This window comes from Exiguobacterium sp. s146 (assembly GCF_018618415.1).
In the GTDB taxonomy this organism is placed as follows: domain Bacteria; phylum Bacillota; class Bacilli; order Exiguobacteriales; family Exiguobacteriaceae; genus Exiguobacterium.
In genome coordinates this window covers 1-18079 of the sequence record NZ_JACSMA010000004.1, presented here as the reverse complement: position 1 = coordinate 18079, position 18079 = coordinate 1, and the positions used below count along the sequence as shown (strand labels likewise).

The 18079-nt window shown below is 51.3% G+C and carries 18 protein-coding genes; 10 read left to right on the top strand and 8 right to left on the bottom strand.

All coding sequences use genetic code 11. The features are described from left to right. Positions 1-9 precede the first annotated feature (9 nt). The 3 genes from KNP83_RS12210 to exaC form a co-directional block, all read right to left on the bottom strand. Entirely contained in the window at positions 10-729 is a 720-nt protein-coding gene (locus KNP83_RS12210; protein WP_214762717.1) for a nuclease-related domain-containing protein, read from the bottom strand. A 148-nt stretch (positions 730-877) separates the two neighbouring features. After that, positions 878-1237: a DUF779 domain-containing protein gene (locus tag KNP83_RS12205; protein ID WP_214762716.1), complete on the bottom strand. Its 360-nt coding sequence runs from the start codon at positions 1235-1237 to the stop codon at positions 878-880. A gap of 1 nt (position 1238) precedes the next feature. Next, the gene (gene exaC, locus KNP83_RS12200; RefSeq protein ID WP_214762715.1) at positions 1239-2759 is read right to left on the bottom strand and encodes an acetaldehyde dehydrogenase ExaC; all 1521 of its coding nucleotides are present in this window, start codon (positions 2757-2759) and stop codon (positions 1239-1241) included. 224 nt (positions 2760-2983) lie between these two features. Between exaC and KNP83_RS12195 the strand changes: the two genes are divergently transcribed. Then, positions 2984-3517: a YceI family protein gene (locus KNP83_RS12195; protein ID WP_214762714.1), complete on the top strand. Its 534-nt coding sequence runs from the start codon at positions 2984-2986 to the stop codon at positions 3515-3517. A 32-nt stretch (positions 3518-3549) separates the two neighbouring features. On the opposite strand, the gene KNP83_RS12190 is transcribed toward KNP83_RS12195, so the two are convergent. Further along, positions 3550-4530 carry a metal-dependent hydrolase gene (locus tag KNP83_RS12190; RefSeq protein ID WP_214762713.1) on the bottom strand — a complete coding sequence of 327 codons (981 nt, stop codon included), beginning with the start codon at positions 4528-4530 and terminating at the stop codon, positions 3550-3552. A gap of 87 nt (positions 4531-4617) precedes the next feature. Here KNP83_RS12190 and mutY point away from each other — a divergent pair, with 87 nt between their 5' ends. The 5 genes from mutY to KNP83_RS12165 all read left to right on the top strand — a co-directional run bounded on the left by mutY (position 4618) and on the right by KNP83_RS12165 (position 9723). Then, positions 4618-5652 (top strand): A/G-specific adenine glycosylase, encoded by a 1035-nt coding sequence (mutY, locus tag KNP83_RS12185; protein WP_214762712.1) that lies wholly within the window; start codon positions 4618-4620, stop codon positions 5650-5652. Then, positions 5639-6064, top strand: a complete 426-nt coding sequence (locus KNP83_RS12180) for an SRPBCC family protein (protein WP_214762711.1) — start codon at positions 5639-5641, stop codon at positions 6062-6064. The genes mutY and KNP83_RS12180 overlap by 14 nt, the downstream gene beginning before the upstream one ends. 89 nt (positions 6065-6153) lie before the next feature. Continuing rightward, positions 6154-6696, top strand: a complete 543-nt coding sequence (gene ntdP / locus KNP83_RS12175; RefSeq protein WP_021067741.1) for a nucleoside tri-diphosphate phosphatase — start codon at positions 6154-6156, stop codon at positions 6694-6696. A gap of 37 nt (positions 6697-6733) precedes the next feature. Further along, positions 6734-8482 carry an ABC transporter ATP-binding protein gene (locus KNP83_RS12170; protein WP_214762710.1) on the top strand — a complete coding sequence of 583 codons (1749 nt, stop codon included), beginning with the start codon at positions 6734-6736 and terminating at the stop codon, positions 8480-8482. A 92-nt stretch (positions 8483-8574) separates the two neighbouring features. Continuing rightward, positions 8575-9723: a DUF3238 domain-containing protein gene (locus KNP83_RS12165; RefSeq protein WP_214762709.1), complete on the top strand. Its 1149-nt coding sequence runs from the start codon at positions 8575-8577 to the stop codon at positions 9721-9723. A gap of 13 nt (positions 9724-9736) precedes the next feature. On the opposite strand, the gene KNP83_RS12160 is transcribed toward KNP83_RS12165, so the two are convergent. Together KNP83_RS12160 and KNP83_RS12155 are read right to left on the bottom strand one after the other, a co-directional pair. After that, positions 9737-10153, bottom strand: coding sequence for a thiol-disulfide oxidoreductase DCC family protein (locus KNP83_RS12160; protein WP_214762708.1), 417 nt, complete (start codon positions 10151-10153; stop codon positions 9737-9739). A 53-nt stretch (positions 10154-10206) separates the two neighbouring features. Further along, positions 10207-11439, bottom strand: a complete 1233-nt coding sequence (locus KNP83_RS12155; protein WP_214762707.1) for an MFS transporter — start codon at positions 11437-11439, stop codon at positions 10207-10209. A gap of 92 nt (positions 11440-11531) precedes the next feature. Between KNP83_RS12155 and KNP83_RS12150 the strand changes: the two genes are divergently transcribed. Then, positions 11532-13172 (top strand): ABC transporter substrate-binding protein, encoded by a 1641-nt coding sequence (locus KNP83_RS12150; RefSeq protein ID WP_214762706.1) that lies wholly within the window; start codon positions 11532-11534, stop codon positions 13170-13172. Positions 13173-13200: 28 nt separating this feature from the next. Here the strand turns inward: KNP83_RS12150 and KNP83_RS12145 are convergent, their stop codons facing one another. Continuing rightward, complete coding sequence (locus KNP83_RS12145; RefSeq protein WP_214762705.1) at positions 13201-14499, bottom strand: glutamate-1-semialdehyde 2,1-aminomutase; 1299 nt, start codon at positions 14497-14499, stop codon at positions 13201-13203. 191 nt (positions 14500-14690) lie between these two features. Here KNP83_RS12145 and perR point away from each other — a divergent pair, with 191 nt between their 5' ends. Continuing rightward, positions 14691-15122 carry a peroxide-responsive transcriptional repressor PerR gene (gene perR, locus KNP83_RS12140; RefSeq protein WP_214762873.1) on the top strand — a complete coding sequence of 144 codons (432 nt, stop codon included), beginning with the start codon at positions 14691-14693 and terminating at the stop codon, positions 15120-15122. 31 nt (positions 15123-15153) lie between these two features. On the opposite strand, the gene KNP83_RS12135 is transcribed toward perR, so the two are convergent. Further along, positions 15154-15513 carry a YgzB family protein gene (locus tag KNP83_RS12135; protein WP_214762704.1) on the bottom strand — a complete coding sequence of 120 codons (360 nt, stop codon included), beginning with the start codon at positions 15511-15513 and terminating at the stop codon, positions 15154-15156. 168 nt (positions 15514-15681) lie between these two features. Here KNP83_RS12135 and KNP83_RS12130 point away from each other — a divergent pair, with 168 nt between their 5' ends. Together KNP83_RS12130 and KNP83_RS12125 are read left to right on the top strand one after the other, a co-directional pair. After that, a complete protein-coding gene (locus KNP83_RS12130) occupies positions 15682-16548 on the top strand; it encodes a nucleotidyltransferase-like protein (RefSeq protein ID WP_214762872.1) in 867 nt (288 codons plus the stop codon). A gap of 29 nt (positions 16549-16577) precedes the next feature. Continuing rightward, positions 16578-17753 (top strand): PstS family phosphate ABC transporter substrate-binding protein, encoded by a 1176-nt coding sequence (locus KNP83_RS12125; RefSeq protein WP_214762703.1) that lies wholly within the window; start codon positions 16578-16580, stop codon positions 17751-17753. Positions 17754-18079: the final 326 nt, after the last annotated feature.

The window sequence follows — 18079 nt, the reverse complement described above, 5'->3', positions numbered from 1 at the left end:
TCGGACGTGTCATGTTACCCGTTGTTTGGCCGCGATATGCGCCTGCTTGACGGTTTCATCCGCAGATGCGAATTGGAGCAGGTGCTCATAGATGGCCGTCTGTTCCGCCAACGTCAATCGGTCCTCGCCCGGTAAGGCAATCTGTCGTTTCCATGCCTTGCGATTCAGCACGGGAACGTCGGCCACGTCAATGCGCTTCAACGTCGACCGGTCGCTGAAGACGATCCAAGAATGGAGCAAATTCCGTTCCACGGCAAGCGTTTGTTCCATCGCTTTCATATGCAATTCGTTTTGTTTGATCGGATTGAAAAATCGGAATTTCTTTCGGTTCGGCATCGATTGGGTCCAATGCCGTTCTTGTTCATGTCCAAAAATCCAACCGCTATAATTTTTCGACTCGATCACGTGGACGCCGCTCTGGTTGATGAACACCACATCGATTTCAGTCGTCCGGTCTCGATGCTTCGGATGGGGCAAATATAGGTTCGTCAAGATGAAGGGATTCGAGACGCGCTCCTCGATGGCGGCGACACATAAATACTCGCCGTATAAACCGGTATCTTGAACGACTTTGAAATAGCTGTGTCCAGTTTGGGCGTAATAGCGACTCCGTTTATAGCGCTTGACCTTCATAAACAAGACCCCGCCCAGCACTAGGAACAGAGGACCGAATAGACTGACCAATGAAATCAACATTCCGTTAAGCATGCTCGTTAAAAGCTCGGACATAGGCTGCCTCCTCTCGTGTCTCTCTTCACTATATCGAAAAGAGCAGATTTTTAGGTTGATTTTTGGATTAAATTGGAAATGTGATTTTGAGAAAAGTGTGCCCTTTGAGCAAAAAAAACCAGCCATCGAGATGACTGGTCCTCTCCATTTAGCTCTGTTGCAACTCGGCCCATTCTTCGTCCGTGAACACGCGGGAACGGCTTAAAAACCGCTTTCCTTCGACGCCCTCGACCGAGAACATGCCGCCCCGGCCCTCGACGACGTCGATGATGAGCTGGGTGTGCTTCCAGTAGTCGTATTGTTTCTCGTGCATATAGAACGGACAACCGCCGATTTCGCCGAGTAGGACGTCATGATTTCCAATCATGAACTCGCCTTGCGGGAAACACATCGGTGAGCTCCCGTCACAACAACCGCCCGACTGGTGAAACAAGAGCGGTCCATGTTTTCGTTTCAGCTGTTCGAGGAGCGCGAGCGTGGCGGGGGTGGCCTCGACGCGGTTCACCATCTCAGAAGAACCCGAGTTTTTGTTCGCTATAGCTGACGAGCATGTTTTTTGTCCGTTGATAATGGTTGAGCATCATCTTATGGTTCTCGCGGCCAATCCCGGACATTTTGTAGCCGCCGAACGCGGCGTGGGCCGGATATTGGTGATAGCAGTTGATCCAGACGCGACCGGCTTGAATCTCACGACCGAAGCGATAGGCGCGGTTCATGTCACGCGTCCAAACGCCGGCGCCGAGACCGTACAACGTGTCGTTCGCAATGGCGAGCGCCTCGGCATCGTCTTTGAACGTCGTCACCGATAAGACCGGTCCAAAAATCTCCTCTTGGAAGATGCGCATTTTATTATGGCCTTTGAAGATGGTCGGCTGCACATAATAGCCGTCGGCGAGTTCGCCGTCCATCACGTTGCGCTCACCACCGATGAGGCATTCCGCGCCTTCCGACTTCCCGATTTCCAAATACGACAAGATTTTTTCCATCTGCTCATTCGAGGCTTGGGCACCCATCATGACGTCAGGGTCGAGCGGGTTGCCGAGCTTGATGGCTTTGACCCGTTCGAGCACCCGTTCCATGAACGGCTCATAAATCGACTCGTGGATGAGCGCACGCGATGGGCACGTGCATACCTCGCCTTGATTCAAGGCGAACATGACGAGTCCTTCAATCGACTTGTCAAAGAAATCATCATCCGCATCCATGATGTCGGCGAAGAAGATGTTCGGTGACTTCCCGCCGAGCTCGAGTGTGACCGGGATGATATTTTGTGAGGCGTACTGCATGATGAGTCGGCCTGTCGTCGTCTCACCCGTGAAGGCGACTTTGTCGACGCGGTCGCTCGACGCGAGCGGTTTGCCGGCCTCGAGTCCGAATCCGTTGACGATATTTAACACGCCTGGCGGGAGCAAGTCTTCAATCAGTTCCATGAGCACCATGATTGAAGCCGGTGTCTGTTCGGCTGGTTTCAACACGATACAGTTTCCGGCAGCGAGGGCCGGTGCGACTTTCCAGACCGCCATCAAGATCGGGAAGTTCCATGGGATGATTTGGGCGACGACACCGAGCGGTTCATTGAAATGATAGGCGACCGTGTCATTGTCGAGCTCACTGATGCCGCCTTCTTGCGAACGAATCACACCGGCGAAATAGCGGAAGTGATCGATGGCGAGCGGAAGATCGGCATTGAGCGTCTCGCGGACGGCTTTCCCGTTTTCCCACGTCTCGGCGTAAGCGAGCATCTCGAGGTTCGCTTCCATACGATCGGCAATCTTATTTAAAATGACAGAGCGTTCGGTGACCGACGTTTTGCCCCAGGCGTCTTTGGCGGCATGGGCCGAATCCAACGCGAGCTCGATATCTTCTTTCGTCGAGCGGGCGACTTCGCATAAAACTTTACCATTTACCGGAGAGGTGTTCTCAAAATATTCTCCCCCTGCAGGCGCGGTCCACTTTCCGTTGATGTAATTCTCATAGCGGTCTTTAAAGTGTACTTTTGTGCCTGTCGAGTTTGGGACTTCATAAATCATGGTCGTTCCTCCCTTTTCCGTAAAGTATAGAGAGTTCTATGTATGCGCTTACATTTACCTGTAAGTCAACAACTCCCTTTTTTCATCGTAACGGGTCGGTGTGATAAAAGTCAAAATTTTTCGACAATAATTCGTCACATGTGAAAGTAAATGTTTTGAAGTCAAGATTTGTGGTAAACATCATATTAGAATCAATCTTTCAAATCAAAGGAGTGGACGTATTCATGGCAAAAACATATCAAGTCGACCCAGCCCACAGTTCGGTTACATTCACGGTCAAGCATATGATGATTTCGAAAGTAAAAGGGGAGTTTAAAGATTTTCACGTCGAAGCGAACGGGCAACCGGATGATCTCGCGAACGCGAGCGTGAAGGTGACAATCAAGGCGGCATCGATCGATACGAACAACAGTGACCGTGACAACCACTTACGGTCCGGAGACTTCTTCGATGTCGAGCAGCACGAGGACATCGTGTTCGAGTCGACATCGTTCCGCTCAAAAGGTGGCGGTGAATTCGAATTGACCGGGAATTTGTCGATTCGCGGGACGACTCGCGAAGAGACGTTCGAAGTCGAGTACGAGGGAAGCGCGAAGGATCCGTGGGGCAACATGAAACACGCCTTTACCGGGGACGGGTCGATCAACCGAGAAGATTACGGATTGACATGGAACCAGGCGCTCGAAGCGGGTGGCGTTCTCGTCGATAAAAAAGTCAAATTTGACTTTGAGCTCCAGTTCACGGAGTCAGAGGCATAAGAAAAAAGTCGCTCCCGCGTGGAGCGACTTTTTTATTCGTAGGCCAATTTCTTTTGCAGGCTCTCTTCGCTGAACACCCAACCGGTGAACGAAGACAATACCTCATTCGACTCTTCGTCAACGATGACGACGGCGACGAACGGATAAATATCTTTCGCGAAATAACGCAAGTTCGTGAAGCGATACTCGATCATGCCGTTATGGCGTGTGACCGTATACGTGTGAATCTTCGAGAATTCGAGGAACGATTGAAGATCCGCATTTTTACGGGCTTCGACGAAGTGAAGGTCATCTTCACCCGGCATCGGTTTGTCACGGAAACGACCGCATTCGATGACCGTCCCTTTTTTTACTTTGACGGCACCTAAGCCGTCGCGGAAACGAACGGCGACATGCCAGTCATCCCAACCGATTCCCGGAGAGATGAACAGTTCGTGCGCTCCGGCAAAGTGACGGGCGACCGTGGCGAGGGCGCGATTACGCAACTTGAACTGAATCGCGTAATAGCTGATGACGAGCGCAGTGAGCAATGCAAAAATCGGGACAGTCGCCCCTGTGATAAGCCATAATACATATGCCCCGTAATAGGCCGAGAACAAATACGGATCAAACGTCCCGATGACGCCCCAGCCAATCCATTTTTTCGAAAATGGTTGCAGGGCTTGCGTTCCGTAGGCGTTGAACAAATCGACCGTGACGTGTAACAACACGGCGATTTGTGCCATGACCCATAATGAGGCAGGGTTGACGCCGAGCGCGAGTCCGATGACGGCGCTGACGATGATCGGCCAAGCGAGTAGTGCGGTGATTCCGTGTGAACGACCGCGGTGCTGGCGTAAATACGTGCTATTACCTTTTAGTTTGAAGACCGTGTCAAAGTCCGGAGCATGCGAGCCGACGAGTGCCGTCGCTGTCATGGCTAGAAACATTTGTGCGTCGCCTGACACTTCAGGGATGAGTGTCGCGATTGCACTTAAACCGAGTCCCATCCCAATGTGAGTAGCAGTATCCAATGTGCTTCAGCACCTCCATAAAAGTAGAAAAATCGCATATTTTAATCCACTACATCATACAATATTTTTAAAACGAGGAGAAACAAAATGCTCGATGTTGATAAATTGTTCACAAATTATAATATTCAAGAATTTAACACAAATTTAGTGACGTGGTTCAATCGTGAGAAGCGGGATTTGCCGTGGCGTCACGGCAAGAATCCGTATCGGGTCTGGGTGAGCGAAGTCATGCTCCAACAGACGCGCGTCGATACCGTCATCCCGTACTATAACCGTTTCATGGAGCGGTTCCCGACGATTGAGGCGTTGGCGGCGGCCGAACCCGACGAGGTCGTCAAATATTGGGAAGGACTCGGATATTACTCACGGGTCCGTAACCTCCATCAAGCCGTCAAAGAAGTTGTCGCGGTGTACGACGGCATCGTCCCGGAAGAGAAAGAACGATTCGAGAAGCTGAAAGGGGTCGGGCCATACACGACCGGTGCCGTCCTCTCGATTGCTTACAATCAGCCGGAACCGGCCGTCGACGGCAACGTCATGCGCGTCATGTCCCGCCAGTTCGGCATCTATGACGATATCGCCGTCCCGAAAACGCGAAAACTGTTCGAGCAAGTCGTTCGCCGACTGATGGATCCGACGCACGCCTCGGACTTCAACGAAGGCATCATGGAGCTCGGGGCGACGGTATGTACGCCGAAAAACCCGATGTGCTCGCTCTGTCCTGTTCAAGACGATTGTTATGCTTATACCCATAACGTGCAAGATGAACTCCCGGTCAAGACGAAAAAAGGGGCGGCCCGGATCGAGATGTATGATGCGCTCTACTGTCGTCAGGACGGTCGGACGGCATACGTGAAACGCCCGGACGCCGGTCTGCTCGCTGGAATGTGGCAATATCCGCTTACAGACCGCGGAACGGGGGAACAGTTAAACGGAACCTATATTGGACAAGTGAAACATGTGTTTTCCCATATCGTCTGGTACATCGACCTATACGAGGTCGATACACTGCCGGATGGCGAATGGACTTGGCTCGACGATGAGGCGCGCGATGTGGTGACGGTATCGGTCGCCCAACAAAAATTAGAGAAAATGGCAGGTGCCGAGGATGAGACAGTTTGACGTACGAACACCATACGACACGTCCGTTGAGACGCTATGGACGTTGCTCCAAGATGCCTCGTTGTTATCTGAATTGACTTCGTTCCCAAAAGTGACGCTACTTGGGGACGGTGCGTCGGTCGAAGGGAACTTGGTGCAGCTACGCATCGGCATCGGGCCGGTGTCCTTATCGTGGAACAGTGCAATCACGCTCGCCGGACATCATGCATTCTGTGACCAGGGCGTGAAGTTGCCGTTCCCGTTCCGTCGTTTCAGTCACGTGCACCGCGTCGAACAAGTGGACGGACGAGCCGTCATGGTCGATGAGGTCACGTTCGACAGCTACGTGCCGGCTGTCCTCGTCGAAACCTTCGTGCTCCGGCCGATGTTCAAAGCGCGAGCCGAGGCATTCCAAAAAACACTAAATTCGTGAAAATAAGAGATTTCCTTTTTCATTGGTTCTGAAAGTCGCTATAATTAAATATGAGAATTGTATAGCATCATAGCGGAAAGGAGGAGCTTATGAGCTTATTTCCCAAAGCAGGTAGCAAGATCGAGATACAGAGCTACAAGCACAACGGAACTTTGCATCGCGTTTGGGAAGAAACGCTCGTCCTTCAGTCGTCAAAAACGGATATGATCGGATTCAACGACCGCATCATGGTCAGTGAGTCAGACGGCCGGCAATGGAGAACACGTGAGCCGGCAATTTGCTACTTTTCATCTGAGTTTTGGTTCAATGTCATCTGCATGATTCGCGAAGATGGGATTTACTACTACTGTAATCTAGGTTCGCCGACAACGTTCGATGGGGCAGAACGTGCCATCAAGTACATCGATTACGATTTGGACATCAAGGTGTTCCCGGATATGTCGTACACGATTTTAGATGAGGATGAATATGAGCGGCATCGTCGCGAGATGAATTATCCGAAAGCGATTGATCGAATCTTGAAACAGAACGTTCAAGAACTTATTAACTGGATTCGAGGACGGAAAGGGCCGTTCAACCCAACATTCGTCGATGAATGGTATCGCGAATACGAAGCACGTTACCGGAGATGATCGCTCATCTCCGCTTTTTTTCTTGAAGGAGGAACTAATGGGTAGTATTAAACGTTATTTAAAGTTCGTTAAACCGTATAAGAAACAAATCGCGCTGACCATCTTCGTCGGGATTTTGAAATTCTCCATCCCGCTCGGGTTACCGCTCCTTTATAGATATGTGATCGATACTTATTTGACAGACCCGGAACCGGCGAGAGATTATACCGAGCTCGTCTGGCTGTTCAGCATCGTCTTCTTCATCTTCCTCGTCTTGAAGCCGCCGATCGAGTACTTGCGCCAATATTTGGCGCAATGGGCGGCGACGCGGATTTTATTCGACGTCCGGAACCGGTTGTTCGATCACGTCCAGAAGTTGTCGCTCCGGTATTATTCGAACAATAAGACGGGACAGATCATCTCGCGCATCATCAACGATGTCGAACAGACGAAAGACTTCGTCATCACCGGTCTGATGAACATTTGGCTCGACATGGTAACCATCTTGATTGCGATCGCCATCATGTACACGATTGACCCGCAACTGACACTCATCGCCATCTTGCCACTCCCGTTCTATGCCATCGCCGTCCGTTACTTTTATGGACGCTTGCGTCGTTTGACACGGGAACGTTCGGCCGCGCTCGCGGATTTGCAAGGGCATTTGACTGAACGTGTCAACGGAATGGCCGTCATTCGTAGTTTCGCGCTCGAGCCGTATGAGAACAAGGCGTTCGAAGAACAGAACGGTGGCTTTTTAAAAGCTGCGCTCCGCCACACCGGTTGGAACGCGAAGACGTACGTCGTCGTCTCGACGATTACCGACATCGCCCCGATTTTGATTTTTACGACGGCCTCGTGGCTCGTCTTGCAAGAACAGGTCTCACTCGGGACGCTCGTCGCGTTCATCGCGTATATCGATCGTCTCTACGCGCCGCTCGGCCGTCTCGTCAACTCGGCGACGACGCTCACCCAGTCGGTCGCTTCGATGGACCGTGTCTTCGAGTTCCTCGATGAACCGTATGATATCGAAGAGAAACCGAGCGCGTTCGTTCCCGTGAAAACGGCAGGCGACATCGAGCTCGACCGCGTCAGTTTCGCGTACGAGAAAGATGGGACTCGTGCCCTCCGCGACGTCAACCTGCACATCCGTTCCGGGGAGCGGGTCGCGTTCGTTGGTATGTCTGGTGGCGGCAAGTCAACGCTCGTCAGCTTGATTCCACGCTTCTATGACGTCACGTCGGGCAGCATCAAAATCGATGGCACCGATGTCCGTGATTTCAAACTGCGGGCGTTGCGTGATCAGATCGGGATGGTCATGCAAGACTCGGTGCTCTTCAGTGAATCGGTCGCGATGAACATCCGGATGGGGAACCCGGAAGCGAGTGACGAAGATGTCATCGCCGCCGCAAAAGCAGCGAACGCCCACGAGTTCATCTCGAACTTGGCGGACGGCTACAACACACCGGTCGGGGAAAAAGGTGTCAAACTGTCAGGCGGTCAGAAACAACGGCTCGCCATCGCCCGAGTCTTCTTGAAACATCCACCGATCATCATTCTCGATGAAGCGACGAGTGCGCTCGACCTCGAGAGCGAGGCGATGATTCAAGATTCGCTCGCACGACTGACGAAAGGGCGGACGACGCTGATTGTCGCCCACCGTTTGTCGACCATCACCGATGCCGACAAGATTGTCGTCGTGGATAACGGACAAATCATGGAGACCGGCACGCATGAAGAACTGATGCGTCGCCGTGGCGCCTATTACGATTTGTATATGATTCAAGATTTGGCAGTCGTCGAATAAGACACGGCCTCGAGGAGACTCGGGGCCTTTTTTTGTTTTCCGTGACAGTGAGACGGGAATGAGGAAACGACAACTAAAAGGGGGAGAGTCTAATGATGAACGGGGAAGGGTTAATTACTGTAAAACCGTTGAAGGACGCGCTCGAGCTGACGTGGTCGGTCGATGGGAAAGTCCGACTCACGCGAAACGGGAAGTATGTGTACGAAGGAGATGGCCGACACTATGTCGACCATGAGACGGCCGCCGGGGAGCAAGTCGCCTATCGTCTCACAGATGAGCAAGGGGAGGTGGCGAAAGTGTATACGGCCGCCGTCGACCCGAGCGATGACTTGTATTGGAATCGGCATCTCACATCGGCCGTCGTCGCGTCGACCGGCACCCATCTCCAGTGGGACCCAATTCCTGACGTCGAGACGTACGCGATTTACCGACAAGGGCGACGCATCGCAGAAGTCGTCGGGAACGCCTATTTGGACGACACACCGCTCCATGAGCCGACGATGTATGAAGTCCGCGCCCTTCGACCTGTCAAACGGGATGAGAAACCTGGGACACGGCTCATCCATGCAGTCGGAAAAGCGATGTCGCTCGCCAAAGAACTGAAGACGGACACGCGGCGCGACAAGGAGCTGTTCATCATGTATTTTCTCGTCAGCCCGCTTCGTCCCGATTTGGAGACGGTCGATCGGATTCAGCTGCGCGTCCAGACGTTCATTCGTCCACCGATGATTAAAAACCCGAACTTGTTGTCGCCGCACCCTTACTTTGAAGGGGATAGACGACCGTATAACGTCCATGCGACCGACTATCGGACACGTACAGAAGTGAAAGTCGAAGGACTGCGTGATATTCCAATCGTCTCCATCAAAAAAGACGCGGGCGTGACCCGCGGCTATAACGCCCGTCATCAGCTGACCGGGGAAGATGTTGCTTCCGTCGATCAAGTGTATCTCGATGATCTTGATATTGACCGGGGGCGGACCGCATACCGCCTGCAACATTCAGTCGGCAATCCGCTCGTCATTGCGCCGGACATCAAGTATACGATTGTCGCGCAATTGAAGGACAACGCCACGTTCAAACTATCTGGGAGTCATACACAATCGCCGCACCATGAAGTGTATCTTCAAGTCGGAGACGCCCCCTGGACGACGATTCACCGGGCCGATGACCTCGGTGTCAGTTTCATGGGCAACCCGATGCCTGAATGTCACTGGACGTACTTGACGTGTATGGACTAAAAAAACCGTCGACTCATCGAGTCGGCGGTTTTGGTTGTTGATCAAGAAAACGGCTACGCTCTTCTGGTGTCGGCAGTTTACATGTCTGCTTCTGCCCGAACCATTCGTAACGATGTTTGGCGATGAACTCATAACCGAAATCACGGAGCGGCTTCGGGACGACTTTTACGAACCGGAGCAGACGCCAGTTCCCATCCAATCCTTCCGCGATGCGGATGGCCGCGTCGGATTTGATAAAAGGCACACCGTCGCGAATCAAGACGATGCTGTCGACCGAGTCGCTGATGCGGTGACGTTCACGTAGCGTTTTCCCGGCGTCGCCTTGTAGCGAGGCAAAGTGGAAGTTCCCTGCGGTGTCCCGGTTCAAGATGAACTGGACGCTGGCGTCACAAAAGTTACAGTCTCCATCAAACAAGACAATGGCTGACATCGGATTCGCCTCCTTCACTCTTGCCTGTTTCCGTTCCGACGACAGTTCAAACGTCATGCGGCGAGTTGGCGCATCGACTCCATCTTATAGAGCGACACATAATAGAGATACGCCCCGAGCGCCCCGAACATGAAGATGTAGCCGCTCATGAATATGGGTCCGATGAACGCCCCTACGACGATGCCGGCCGCGGCAACAAGTTTGGCCCCGTGGAACGTGAGCCCCCCGAAAGCGAGGTAAGAGGCGCGTCGCTCCGGGTCGAGCAGGTCGATTTGCCTCACTTGACGGATTGGTGAGTACAGCAACTCACCGACTGTGAAGACGACGGCCAGCACGGCGAGAATCAGAAAGGAGTTCATCGATGTGATGGCCGCATACGCTGTGATATAGAGCGATAAGCCGATGAAGAACACGTATTTTTCCCGGTACCGTTTCACAAAAGCGGTGACGGCGAACGTGATGGCGACGACGAGCAACGTGTTCTCGAGTTGCATGAACGCCATCATGCGGACACCGTCGAACGGCACACCGATGATCGAACGTTCTTGGAACGATTCGGCCAAATGGACGCCGATATAGTTTGCCATATGAAACTCGGTCGAGAAGACAAGCATGCTGCCGAGCACGAAGAGCATCCAGCGCCGGTCGCCCAGAGCGATGCGATAGTTTTGAATGACACCGACAAGCGGGTTCGCCGGTGTCGACCGGTTCCCTTGATATGAATCGATGAGGTAGCGTTGCAAGACGAGCGTTGTGATGCTCAAGACGAGCGTCATCCCAACGAACAAGCCGAAGCGATAGTCGCGATAGAATGCACCGCCGAGCATGACACCGCCGGCAATCGCTAAATTGACGAGCCAATAATCATATACATAAATCGCTTTTCGATTTGATTCTTCCATCGAGTCGATGACGATTGCCTCGAGCGCCGGATAGTTCAATCCGTTCGCGATGGCGTGACCGAAATAGAGGATGGCCACGACGAATGCCCAGTTATTTGATGGGTGAATCGCCACTGTCATCCCCACGAAGCAGAGGATTTGAATGAGTTGGCCGATTTGTAAGACGTGCTTGCGATTAAAGCGATCCGAGAAGTACCCACCGAACAAGCCGGTGACATACCCGACGATGACGAATGACGTCATGATGATCCCGGCAGCGATTTTGCCGAGTTCTTCCGAAAAATATAAAGCCATGAATGGAAAGATGGCCGAGCCGACGATGCGGATGAAAAATCCACAGACGAGTCGAAGTCGGACGTTGGTTGGAAAATCTTTGAATTTCATGTGAGCACCTCCTTGTCACTACTTTAAACGTGGACTACACTTGGTAAAAAGAGACAAATTATTTGGACATGTCCACTTTTAGGGGGAATGACATGAATGCAAAACTAGTGGCCATTTATCGCTATGCGTTACAGGCGGACAGAATGGACGTGACACTCCGGCAAGCCGTCGAGGTGGTCGGTTATAGCGAGAAACAAGTGAAGCGCGATATCAAGGCGTGGGAAACGATGGGATGGGTGACCTATCAAGCCGGTAAAGGGCGCGGTCATGAATCGATGATTCGGATTCAGCCAGATTTTGTCCAGGCCCTCAACGATTGGGTCGAAACAACGTTTTTAACGGCCACAATGGCCGATACAGCCAAATGGTTGGAGTGGGACTGGCCTCCGGCTTTACGAGAAGTCATTCAAGCACTTATCTGGAACCGTTTTGGTTTCGAACAGACGGAAGAGGATCGCTTCATTTTTCCACGCATCCGTACGCTTGAATCGCTTGATCCACTCGATATCCATATTGCCATGGAAGCTTCCTTATCGCGTCACGTCTTCGACCGCTTATTTGAATGGAATGGGACATCGGTTGAACCATCGCTCGCTCATCATATGGAAGCGATGCCGTTCGGGTTTCGGTGTTACATCCGAAAAGGGGTCATGTTCCATAATGGAGTGACACTTGCAGCCAAAGATGTCGTGTATTCACTGAACCGATTATTAGCGCGCGGGAAGCAGGTGTGGTTGTTTGCGCCAATTGAGCGGGTCGAGACCCCGGCGCCATTTGTCGTCGATATCCACACGAATGCGCACCGGGCCTACATCGAGCGGTTGCTCGCCCAAACCCCGGCTTCCATCACATATGAAGGCGCGGAAGGGAGAATCGGGACCGGACCGTTCAAATTGGAGGAAACGTCAGAAGAAATCGTGCGACTACGGGCTTTCGAGCGCGGTATGCGGCCTCGCCCGTCGCTCGACGTCGTTGAATTCGTCACGTTCTCCGAAACGGACTATGTCACTTGGACGACAGGGGATGACCATAGCGTCGTCAAATGGATTGCCGAGGCCGGGGCACGTTATCTCATGTTCAATCTCGCGCACTCTTGGCTCAAGGACGATGTGGAGGCTCGTCTCGCGATTCAACATGCGATCCAAAAAGATGAGCTCGTAAACTTGGGCGGCGAGCGGCATCAAGTGGCCCACGGTTTCTTCCCGGAATTGAGCCGCTTTGTCCCGGTGTCTGAAACGGGGACGATGTGCCACCGTCCGTTGCGATTGCTTCATTTACCGTTTGAAGGGGCCACGCAAGATGCGCAACTCATCGCCGAACAGTTGAGAGCGGCCGGTTTTCTCGTCGAAATCGAGACATATGCGCTCAGTGCTTTACTGCAAGAAGAGACGCTCCGTGATGCCGATTTGATTTTATGTGGGGAGATGATGAACGAAGATCTCGATTTGGCGTTCCTTGCCTTTTTGACGAGTGAGTTGTCACTTGTCGGTAAGTTGGTCGCGGGAGAGACGGAACTCCGCGCACTGATGGACCGCTATCAGCATACGGAGATGGATGAGTGGTCGAAGCTGCACCGTGACGTCGAACGGTATTTGACCGAGGCGGCGCTCGTCATCCCGTTGTATCATGTCGCACGTGAACGGCGTTTCCCGAGTTTTCTCGGAGATGTGCCGCTCGACGTGTTCGGGCACCCGCGTTACGACCAGCTGTGGATCCGTCCCGCATTATCATAAAAAGGAGATGCCGCGGCATCTCCTTTGCTTATAGTTGAGCGAACGCGCGGTTGACCGCAGCAATCGTCTCTTCGATATCTTGCTCGGTATGTTCGGTCGTCAAGAACCAAGCCTCGTATTTCGAAGGGGCAAGGTTGACGCCGTTCTCGAGCATCAATTTGAAGAAGCGTCCGAATACTTCGCCGTCCGACTTTTCTGCGCCCTCATAATCGGTCACGATCTCGTCCGTGAAGTAGACTGTGAGCGCACCTTTTAAGCGGTTGAGCGTGATCGTCACGTCATGGGTTGCGGCAGCTTCACGAATCCCGGCCTCGAGCTGGGCACCGAGCGCGTCGAGCTGTTCATAGACGCCCGGTTGTTCGAGTACTTCAAGGCAAGCGATCCCGGTTGCCATCGATGCTGGGTTACCGGCCATCGTCCCGGCCTGATAGGCTGGCCCGAGCGGCGCGACTGTTTCCATGATTTCGGCTTTACCGCCGTAGGCACCGATTGGCAATCCTCCGCCGATGATTTTGCCGAGGGCGGTCATGTCCGGTTCGATACCGTATACTTGTTGGGCACTGCCGTACGTGAAGCGGAACGCCGTGATGACTTCGTCGTAAATGACGAGGGCGCCATGTTCATGGGTGATATCGTTGACGGCCTGAAGGAATCCTGGTTTTGGCTCGACGATGCCGAAGTTGCCGACAATCGGTTCGACGAGGACGCAGGCGATTTGACTGCCCCATTCGGCCATCATGTCGCGGAACGCCTCGACATCGTTGAACGGCACGGTGATGACTTCTTTCGCCGTGGCCCGTGTGACGCCGGCCGAGTCAGGTGAACCGAGCGTGGCCGGTCCGCTCCCTGCGGCGATGAGCATCAAGTCCGAGTGGCCGTGATAGCAACCGCTGAATTTGACGACAAGTTCACGACCGGTATAGGCACGGGCGACACGGACGGTCGTCATGACCGCTTCGGTTCCTGAATTCGTGAACCGGACTTTATCCATTGACGGGATGGCCGCTTTTAATTTTTTCGCGAACTCGACTTCAAGCGCATGCGGTGTCCCGTAAAGCAAACCTTTAGACGAAGCCTCAATTAACGCTTTATGGATATGCGGGTGGGCGTGGCCGGTAATGATCGGGCCGTATGCCGCCAAATAGTCGATGTAGCGATTGCCGTCAACATCGTAGAAATAGGCGCCGTCTCCTCGTTCCATATAGACGGGTGCACCGCCGCCGACTGCCTTGAATGAGCGGGAAGGGCTGTTGACCCCGCCGACGATATGCGTCAAGGCGTCGGTATACAAAATGTCTGAATTGTTGCGTGTAGATGGTGTTGCCATATGTATTGCCTCCTTTTACAAATTCGCACTTATTGTATCATAGCCGTCAACCGCTTAAGCTCAACGTTTGACGACTGTTCTAGAAATCAGTACACTATTTATAAAGATTACTATGTAAGAAATAGGTTAATTCTAACTAACACTTCGTATGAATTCTATAGAAGAAATGAGGGATTGACGTGGGAAGCGAAATGCTTGACCATGCTGTTCAGTCGCTCCGAGAACATGGAGTCAGAATGACGCCTCAGCGCCAGGCCATTTTGGAGTACCTCGTCACGGAGCACAGTCACCCGACAGCGGATGACATTTATAAGGCACTTTCGGCGAGATTTCCGAACATGAGTGTCGCTACCGTCTATAACAACTTGCGCGTCTTTAAGGAAGTCGGTCTCGTCCAAGAGATGAATTACGGCGACGCATCGAGCCGATTTGACTTCGTGACGTCGCGTCACTACCACATCATCTGCGATGCGTGTGGCAAAGTTGTCGACTTCAACTACCCGGTCCTCGATGAAATCGAATCGGTCGCATCTCAATTGACAGGATTCAAAGTTGATCGCCACCGTCTTGAAGTATACGGCACATGTCCGGCGTGCCAAACTGAACAAGCGCATAAACATTAAAAAATCATCCTCGGAGGCGAGGATGATTTTTTTATTCGTGTGAATGTGATTGACGTTTATTATATTTTTCGTCGAACTCTTTGCCTTCGAGCGATTGATCGATCGTGAGCGGTTCGTCACAATGCATACATAAATCGACTCGTCCGAGCATCTTGGTCTGTTTCTCGCAGTTCGGGCAAGTGACGACGATGGCTTTCGTCGATGCCATCCCGATGATGAAGTAGAGCGCTGAACTCGATAACACCATCACGAAGCCAAGCAACATGAAAATAATCATCAGCCATGTGATGTTTTTCGCCAGTAAGCCGAGATACATGACCCCGATTCCTGCAAAGACGAGCAACAACGCAAGGTTTCGAGCGCGGTTGATTTTATTCCCCCGTTTTTTCATTTCGTAATCCCTCCATGTCTGTCTTTACTATAGCTCATCTGCAAGACTGTGAGAAGTTCATACAATCGCTGGCAGGAGAATTTTATAAAGAAGGCGAATCATTTTCGTATCAGATCATTGGGTGAACGTTTGAAGTTCATCATATAGAAAGAAGGTATCAAGGTGACTATGGAGTATGCCACACGCACAATCTATTCGGAATATGCAGCCTTGAAGACGACACTTGGCATCATCGAAGTGAAGAAGAAACGACCACGCGATCCGCTGACCGATCAATCGGACCGATTGTTGATTGTGATTGAAGCGAAAGAAGAGCCATTCTGGACGGTGAAGCACTATCAGATCGGACAAGAAAAAATCATTCTCCATTTGGTGAGTGACTCGATGATGGATCGGTGGATTTTGATGAATGAGAATCGCCGGGCCATCCACTGGATTGAAGATGGGATGGTCTTGTTCGAACGAAACACGTTTTTATTAGATTTGAGACAACGCCTACGTAATTTCTCGAACGATGAGCAACGCCTTCAACTATCGCTCGCGTTTGCGAAGTTGTTGCGCCGCTTTGAAGACGGTAGAAGTTTATTTTTACAAGAAGAATATCAGGACGCTTTCACCCAAATCCATCATGCCTTGACCCATTTGGCCAGACTATCGGTCTTGGAAGCCGGGATTCATCCTGAAATTGTATTGTGGAAACAAGTACGTACCCTTGACTTAGAAATATATAAACTGCATGAGGAACTCGTGAGCGGACAAGAGTCGCTCGAACAGCGGATTCACTTAGTGATTATCGGAATGGAACATTTGATTCAATCAAAAGTGTTACCGGGCACGCTCCTTCTATTACAAACGATGCAACAAAGGGAGGAACCGTGGCCATTTTCTGAATTGATGGAGCACCCGAATTTACAAGAGTTGAAAGTCGACCTTGGAAGTATCGTCGGGTTCCTTGTACGCAAAGGATACGTTCGTTCGGTCTCACGGCCAACGAAGGGTGTCGGAGTGGAAGCGATCGCCTATGAAATCTCATAATCGAAATCAGGATGGAGTTCAATGAAGTCATGAAACTATTCAAATTTATACTAGGTAGTATATTCATTATATTGATTGCTGCGGTCGTCTCAGTCTTTGTAGCACTGTTCACGATGGGTGACCCGATTGGATCGGGGCGCCCGATCATTTGGACGATTTGGTACGTGGTGGCTCTGTTGATTGTCATTATGGCGCTATATGACTTTTCACAATTGACGAAAGGCCAACGTAAACGAGTCGCATTAATCGGGACTGGAATTGGCATCGTGTTCTTTAGTTCCGTAAAAGGCTATTATGCGTATACGGAAAGTTTACGGATCGAAGAACGCGGTGTTGAGTTGTTTGACTATCAACCGTTTAATGAGGAATCGGATCTAGCGAAACTGGACGGCGCATCTTCGTTTAAAATCGATTCAAATCTCCCACGTCTCGATGGTGCTACGGCGCTCTATCCACTGTATGCGTCATTTGTCGAAGCGGTTTATCCTTCTGACGAATATAATCCGTATAGTACGGAGGAAAGTTCGGTCGTCTCAACGACGACGGGAGAGGCGTACGATCGGTTGATTCAAGGGGAGACGGACATCATCTTTGTTGCCGGACCGTCCGATCTTCAAGTGGCCGCGGCCGAGAAGGCTGATGTGAAGTTCAACATGACACCGATTGGGCGTGAAGCGTTTGTCTTCTTTGTACATGAAGACAATCCGGTGGACTCACTTAAATTAGACGAGATTCAGCAAGTATATGCCGGAGATATTGATAATTGGAGTGAGGTCGGAGGCGAGAATGACCCGATTCGAGCATTCCAACGTCCAGAAGGAAGCGGGAGTCAGACGGCTTTGCAGCGGGTAATGGGCGATCGTCAATTAATGGATGCACCTGTTGAAGATGTCCCGGAGGGTATGGGTGGTATCATCGAACAGACAGCCGCATACACAAATCATAAAAATGCGATCGGGTTCTCTTTCCGCTTCTATGCGACCGAGATGGTTGAAGATTATGATATTAAATTACTTCAAGTGAATGGGATTGCGCCAACGGTCGAGACAATCGCTGACGGGACGTATCCAATCACTTCTGAATTCTATGCCATCACAACAGAAGAACAGTATGAAACATACAAGTCGTTTCTAGATTGGATGACATCTGAAGAAGGACAGACATTGGTAGAGCGGACGGGCTATGTGCCGCTAGCGAAAGACTGAAGCGTTGGGCCTCATCAGGGGCTCAACCTTTTTTATTTTTTTGTAATATTTCTATTGACGAAGTGGTAAATAGAGATTATAGTTATAAACGTTGTCACAGCGAAAGATTATTTCAGTAAAACAATTTGTGAAAAAAGTTGTTGACGCGGAGATAAGCAACGTGATAAATTAATGAAGTCGCCAAGCGCGACAGACGAACTTTGAAAACTGAACGATGAGGCAAAAAAAGTTTTACAATTTTGAATGAAGCGCAAGCTTCGTCATTTTCAAGAGCTATATCAAATTCTTTGGAGAGTTTGATCCTGGCTCAGGACGAACGCTGGCGG